The organism is Sinorhizobium sp. KGO-5, assembly GCF_036245905.1.
Classification (GTDB): Bacteria; Pseudomonadota; Alphaproteobacteria; order Rhizobiales; family Rhizobiaceae; genus Sinorhizobium; species Sinorhizobium meliloti_A.
Genome location: NZ_BDIZ01000001.1, coordinates 463352 through 470000 on the forward strand (window position 1 = coordinate 463352; position 6649 = coordinate 470000).

General features: G+C 62.1%; 5 protein-coding genes (1 of these 5 only partly in view). 4 read left to right on the plus strand and 1 reads right to left on the minus strand.

Annotation, left to right across the window (positions count from 1 at the left end; translation table 11 throughout):
• The first annotated feature begins 34 nt into the window (after positions 1-34).
• The 4 genes from prfA (at position 35) to clpB (ending at position 5845) form a co-directional block, all read left to right on the plus strand.
• Positions 35-1117: a peptide chain release factor 1 gene (gene prfA, locus BHD07_RS02145; RefSeq protein ID WP_018096967.1), complete on the plus strand. Its 1083-nt coding sequence runs from the start codon at positions 35-37 to the stop codon at positions 1115-1117.
• Between the two features lie 6 nt (positions 1118-1123).
• On the plus strand, positions 1124-2005 hold the full coding sequence (gene prmC, locus BHD07_RS02150) for a peptide chain release factor N(5)-glutamine methyltransferase (protein ID WP_338277416.1): 882 nt from the start codon (positions 1124-1126) through the stop codon (positions 2003-2005).
• A 333-nt stretch (positions 2006-2338) separates the two neighbouring features.
• Complete coding sequence (locus BHD07_RS02155; RefSeq protein WP_324762233.1) at positions 2339-2983, plus strand: DUF4167 domain-containing protein; 645 nt, start codon at positions 2339-2341, stop codon at positions 2981-2983.
• A 255-nt stretch (positions 2984-3238) separates the two neighbouring features.
• Complete coding sequence (gene clpB / locus BHD07_RS02160; RefSeq protein WP_338277418.1) at positions 3239-5845, plus strand: ATP-dependent chaperone ClpB; 2607 nt, start codon at positions 3239-3241, stop codon at positions 5843-5845.
• Between the two features lie 80 nt (positions 5846-5925).
• Here the strand turns inward: clpB and BHD07_RS02165 are convergent, their stop codons facing one another.
• Positions 5926-6649, minus strand: partial view of a M23 family metallopeptidase gene (locus BHD07_RS02165; protein ID WP_275597439.1) — the end only. Its footprint extends 1217 nt past the window's final position; 724 of the gene's 1941 nt are visible here — the last part of the coding sequence; its start codon lies beyond the right edge, outside the window — the gene reads right to left on this strand; the stop codon is at positions 5926-5928.

Consider the following 6649-nt stretch of genomic DNA (forward strand, 5'->3'; position numbering starts at 1 on the left):
GGTCCGGGCGAGGCGAGTGCATTTGGAGTGAGATTTGGCAAAGCTTCCCGTTGAAAAGATGCGCGAACTGGAGCGGCGGTTCGGCGAAATCGAGGCGCGCATGTCCGCCGGCCCGTCGGCCGACGTTTACGTGAAGCTGGCCTCGGAATATTCCGAGCTGCAGCCGGTCGTGTCGAAGATTCGCGCCTATGAAAAGGCGACGGCCGAGCTTGCCGACATCGCAGCGATGCTTGCCGACCGGGCGACCGACAAGGAGATGCGCGACCTCGCGGAGATGGAAAAGCCCGAAGTCGAAGAGAAGATCGAAGCGCTTGAGCAGGAAATCCAGATCCTGCTCCTGCCGAAGGATGCGGCCGACGAAAAGAGCGCGATCCTCGAAATCCGGGCCGGTACGGGTGGCTCGGAAGCCGCCCTCTTCGCCGGCGATCTCTTCCGCATGTACGAGCGATACGCGGCGGGCAAGGGCTGGCGCGTCGAAGTGCTGTCCGCGAGCGAGGGCGAGGCCGGCGGCTACAAGGAAATCATCGCAACGGTATCGGGACGCGGTGTCTTCTCACGGTTGAAATTCGAGTCCGGCGTCCACCGGGTGCAGCGCGTGCCGGAGACGGAAGCCAGCGGCCGGATCCATACGTCGGCCGCGACGGTCGCGGTGTTGCCGGAGGCCGAAGAGATCGACATCGAGGTCCGCCCGGAGGATATCCGCGTCGATACGATGCGTTCCTCGGGAGCAGGCGGACAGCACGTCAACACGACCGATTCGGCCGTGCGCATAACCCATATTCCGACCGGCATCGTCGTCACCAGTTCGGAAAAGTCGCAGCATCAGAACCGTGCCAAGGCGATGCAGGTGCTGCGCTCCCGGCTCTATGACATGGAACGGCAGCGCGCCGACAGCGAGCGTTCGGCCGACCGCAGGAGCCAGGTAGGTTCCGGCGATCGTTCCGAGCGCATACGCACCTACAATTTCCCGCAGGGACGCCTGACCGACCACCGCATCAATCTCACGCTCTACAAGCTCGATCGAATGATGGAAGGTGAGATCGACGACGTGGTGGATGCGCTGCTCGCCGACCATCAGGCAAGCCAGCTCGCGCTGCTCGGCGAAAGGCAGAACTGAGTTTCAATGGCCCAAACCCTCGACAGCCTCCTAGCCGAGAGCCGCGACAGGCTGAAGGCCGCCGGCCTCGAATCGGCGGGGCTCGATGCACGCCACCTGATCTCCGGCCTGCTCGACCTTGCGCTAGCCGCGCTCCTGACGCGAGGAAGAGAGCTCGTCAGCGACGAGGATGCGGCTCGCATTCGTGCCGCAGTCGAGCGCCGCGCGGCGCATGAGCCGGTCTACCGGATCCTCGGCGAGCGGGAATTCTTCGGCATGAAGCTCAAGCTCTCGAAAGAGACGCTGGAGCCGCGTCCGGACACCGAGACCCTGGTCGACTGCCTGGTTCCCCATGCGCGGCGAATCGCTTCAAGCAAGGGGAGTTGTCGCATCGTCGACCTTGGAACGGGCACGGGTGCGATTTGTCTTGCTCTTCTCGCAGCGGTACTTGACGCGCACGGCCTCGGTACCGATATATCGGAAGACGCTCTGGCGACAGCACTTGAAAATGCGCGCAGGAATGGCTTGGCGGCGCGCTTCGGAGCCGTTCGAAGCAATTGGTTCGAGGCGGTGGATGGGCGGTTCGATATCATCGTCTCAAATCCGCCTTATATCCGGTCCAATGTAATACCGGAGCTTGAACCGGAAGTGAGATACCACGATCCGGTCGCCGCACTTGATGGCGGAGAGGATGGGCTTGATGCCTATCGTGCCATTGCTTCTCATGCTGGTCGCCATCTCGAAACAGACGGCGTAATAGGCTTGGAAATCGGTTTCGATCAAAAACGAGCGGTAACGGCGCTATTCGAAGCGCAGGGCTTTCGTTTGCTCTCTGCCGCGAAGGACCTCGGCGGCAACGATCGGGTCCTGATGTTCCAGCAGGATATTGAGCGCAGCAATAACCGTTGAAAAAATGCTGCACTCGCACTTCTCTTTTCCGGAAGAGCAAAGAAAGGGCTTGGAATCCCGAAGGAAGCGGGCTAGTTTCACCCCGCGCACTGGGCAGAAGGTCATGGACCAAGGATTCGTTCCAGTATGACCTGGCCACGGGGATTGCTCTCAAGAAAGAGTTGCTAGGGTTCGACAGTGCCTTGTGCGGGTACCTGTTAATTTAACGTTGACCGGCGCCGAGATCGCGAAGAGGCGATCTGTCATGGCGCATGTTTTCTCAGGTGCGGACTTTCCGCACCGAGAGCGGAACCACATGATCATCATTATCAAGAAAATTCAGGTGAATGGACTATGAGGCCAGGACAGCAAAACAAGCGCGGCCGTGGGCGGAATAACAACAACAGCGGAAACAACAACAACAACAATCGCAAGGGATCCAATCCCTTGACGCGGACCTACGACAGCTCCGGCCCGGATGTGAAGATTCGTGGTACCGCACAGCACATTGCCGAAAAATATGCGGCCCTTGCTCGCGACGCGCAGAGCTCCGGCGACCGCGTAATCGCCGAGAACTATCTGCAGCACGCCGAGCATTACAACCGCATCATCGCGGCTGCGCAGGCTCAGATGCAGGACCGGTTCCAGCGCGACGAACGCCAGGACTATCAGGAACGTGACTCTTCCGATCGCGATCAGGACGATCTGGATCAGGGCTATGCAGAGGAAATGCCGGCCGCTCCGGCGGCCGCAGCGGCTCCGGCCAACGAGCCTCAGCCGGTCATCGACGGTTCGGGTCCTCAGCCGGTGATCGAGGGCATGCCTGCCGAAGTCGCCATGGAAGAGGAAGCGCAGGGATCGGCCGGTCGCTCGGCCTCCCGTCGCCGCAGCACGAGCCGGCCTCGCCGGCAGCCGCGCCGCGGCGCGCAGGAAGAGGCAGGGGGCGATGCGCAGCCCGAAACCGACGGCAGCACCCCGGCGCTCGCCGCCTCGGAATAACCCTTCCGCAGCGATTCTCTTAAAGGCCCAGCCCGTAACGGCTGGGCTTTTTGCTTTCGCAAGATCTCGACGCCTGCCGCATCCACCGTGAGCGCATTCGCGCGCGATTGTCTCTGCTGCCTCCATTTGCCGCTCTTTAATTCCGAAGAGCGCTGCACCATATTTCGCTTCGAAGGCTTGCCGAATGCGGGAGCCTGATCCTGAAACGCCGGCCAGTGCCACGATGATGGGCTCGCCGGGCTATGGAGGTAGAGAATGGATATCGAAAAATATTCGGAACGCGTCCGCGGTTTCCTGCAGTCGGCGCAGACCTATGCACTGGCCGAAGGGCACCAGCAATTCACGCCGGAGCACGTCCTCAAAGTATTGCTCGACGACGATCAGGGCATGGCGGCTTCGCTTATCGAGCGCGCCGGCGGCAATGCGCGCGAAGCCAAGGTCGGTACGGCCGCAGCTTTGGCGAAGCTTCCCAAGGTGACCGGCGGCAACGGCTCCGTCTATCTGTCGCAGCCGCTCGCCAAGGTGTTCACCGCAGCGGAAGAGGCCGCCAAGAAGGCCGGCGACAGCTTTGTAACCGTGGAACGCCTGCTTCTGGCACTGGCGATCGAAAGCTCGGCCGCGACGGCGTCGATCCTCTCCAAGGCCGGCGTCACGCCGACGAAGCTCAACCAGGTCATCAACGAAATCCGCAAGGGCCGCACCGCCGACAGCGCCAATGCCGAACAGGGCTTCGATTCGCTCAAGAAGTACGCGCGAGATCTGACCGCCGAGGCGAGGGAAGGCAAGCTCGATCCGGTGATCGGCCGGGACGACGAGATCCGCCGAACGATCCAGGTGCTCTCGCGCCGGACGAAGAACAATCCCGTGCTGATCGGCGAGCCGGGCGTCGGCAAGACCGCGATCGCGGAAGGCCTGGCGCTGAGAATCGTCAACGGCGATGTGCCTGAAAGCCTGAAGGACAAGCGCCTGATGGCGCTCGACATGGGCGCGTTGATCGCCGGTGCGAAGTTCCGCGGTGAATTCGAAGAGCGGCTCAAGGCCGTGCTGAACGAAGTGCGCTCGGAAGGTGGCGAGATCATCCTCTTCATCGATGAAATGCATACGCTGGTCGGTGCAGGCAAGGCGGACGGGGCTATGGATGCCTCGAACCTCCTGAAGCCCGCGCTCGCCCGCGGCGAGCTGCACTGCGTCGGCGCGACGACGCTCGACGAATACCGCAAGCACGTCGAGAAGGACGCGGCCCTTGCCCGCCGGTTCCAGCCGGTCATGGTCGAGGAGCCGACGGTCGAAGATACGATCTCGATCCTGCGCGGCCTGAAGGAAAAATACGAGCAGCATCACAAGGTGCGGATCTCCGATTCCGCGCTGGTTGCGGCCGCGGCCCTTTCCAACCGCTACATCACCGATCGTTTCCTTCCCGACAAGGCGATCGACCTCATGGACGAGGCAGCCTCGCGTCTCAGGATGCAGGTCGATTCGAAGCCTGAGGAACTCGACGAACTCGACAGGCGCGTCATTCAGCTGAAGATCGAACGGGAAGCCTTGAAAAAGGAGACCGACGTTTCTTCCAAGGATCGCCTTGCCAAGCTCGAACTCGATCTGTCTTCGCTCGAAGAGGAGGCAGCCGCATTGACGGCGCGCTGGCAGGCCGAGAAGCAGAAGCTCGGGCAGGCAGCCGATCTCAAGAAGCAGCTCGACGAAGCGCGCAACGAGCTGCAGATCGCGCAGCGCAACGGCGAGTTCCAGCGGGCAGGGGAGCTTGCCTACGGCGTGATCCCGAATCTCGAAAAGGAACTGACGGAAGCGGAAAGCCAGGATGGCGCCAGCGCCAACCCGATGGTCCAGGAAGTCGTGACCCCCGACAACATCGCCCACATCGTATCTCGATGGACCGGCATTCCGGTCGACAAGATGTTGGAAGGCGAGCGCGACAAGCTGCTCAGGATGGAAGACGAGCTGGCGAAATGGGTCGTCGGTCAGGGTGATGCCGTGCAGGCCGTCTCGCGGGCGGTTCGCCGTTCGCGCGCAGGGCTTCAGGATCCGAACCGGCCGATCGGCTCCTTCATCTTCCTGGGTCCGACAGGGGTCGGCAAGACGGAGCTCACCAAGGCGCTTGCCCGCTTCCTCTTCGACGACGAGACCGCGCTGATGCGGATCGACATGTCCGAGTACATGGAGAAGCATTCGGTCGCCCGCCTGATCGGCGCGCCTCCCGGCTATGTCGGTTATGAGGAGGGTGGGGCGCTGACGGAATCCGTCCGCCGCCGGCCCTATCAGGTCGTGCTGTTCGACGAGATCGAGAAGGCGCATCCGGATGTCTTCAACGTTCTGCTGCAGGTGCTTGACGATGGGCGTCTGACCGACGGTCAGGGGCGCACGGTCGACTTCAAGAACACGATGATCATCATGACCTCGAACCTCGGTGCGGAATACCTGACCGCACTCGGCGAAAACGATGACAGCGATGCGGTTCGCGATCAGGTCATGGAAGTGGTGAGAGCCGCTTTCCGTCCGGAATTCCTGAACCGCGTCGACGAGATCATCCTGTTCCACCGGCTGCGCCGTTCGGAGATGGGCGCGATCGTCGACATTCAGCTCGAAAGGCTGCGCAAGCTCCTCGCGGATCGCAAGATCACGCTCGAGCTCGAGGACGATGCACGCGTTTTCCTGGCGGACAGGGGCTACGATCCGGCCTACGGCGCTCGCCCCCTGAAGCGGGCGATCCAGAAATACGTGCAGGATCCGCTGGCCGAAAAAGTGCTGCAGGGCGAGTTCCCGGATGGCTCGGTGATCAAGGTCGTTGCCGGTTCAGACCGTCTGAACTTCAAGCGCGGGGCGGGGGCGAACCAGGAAGCCGCGTAAGCCTCGCATTCCGACAGCCACGAAGGCCGCCCTCCGGGCGGCCTTTTTGTTGCAAGTTCGCGATACCGTCGATGGGTCGACTACTTGCTTGCGACCTCGTTCGCATCGTCGCCGAGAAGCTCGTCGATGCGTTCGCGTTCCTTCTCGAACTTCGCCAGCGCCTCGCCCCCGAGCGATTTTCCTCCCGGCAGCCGGATACGCAATGGATCCACCTTATTGCCGTTGACGATCAGTTCGTAGTGGAGGTGCGGGCCGGTGGAGAGGCCGGTCGTTCCGACCCAGCCGATCACCTGACCCTGGACGACCTTCGTTCCCGGCTTGACGCTTTTGGCGATCGCGCTCTGGTGATTGTAGGAGGACACATAGCCGTTGGCGTGGCGGATCAGCGTCTGGTTGCCGTAGCCGCCGGAGTCCCAGCCGGCCTTCTGCACGACGCCGTTTCCGGCCGCGATGATCGGAGTGCCGCGCGGAGCGGACCAGTCGACGCCGGTGTGCATGCGCGAGAAGCCGAGGATCGGGTGGCGGCGCATGCCGAAGCCGGAGCGGAAATGGCCGTTCGGAACGGGATTGCGCAGCAGGAACTGGCGAATGCTCTTGCCGTCCTTGTCGAAATAATCGATCGAATTGTCGTCCGGATCCTGAAAGCGGTAGAACCGCGTCTCGGCGTCGCCGAATTTGGCGTTGACGTAGAGCAGTTCCGAATCTTCCGTTGCCCTGCCGCTTTCATCGGCGACCGAGAAGAAGGCTTCGAGCGAATCCGTCGGCTTCAGCTGAGCCTGGAAGTCGACATTGCTCGCCAAAAGC

Bases quoted from the DNA above. Each gene is read 5' to 3' on its own strand.
- prmC (WP_338277416.1), top strand. From the start codon at position 1,124: ATGGCCCAAACCCTCGACAGCCTCCTAGCCGAGAGCCGCGACAGGCTG.
- BHD07_RS02155 (WP_324762233.1), top strand. From the start codon at position 2,339: ATGAGGCCAGGACAGCAAAACAAGCGCGGCCGTGGGCGGAATAACAAC.
- clpB (WP_338277418.1), top strand. From the start codon at position 3,239: ATGGATATCGAAAAATATTCGGAACGCGTCCGCGGTTTCCTGCAGTCG.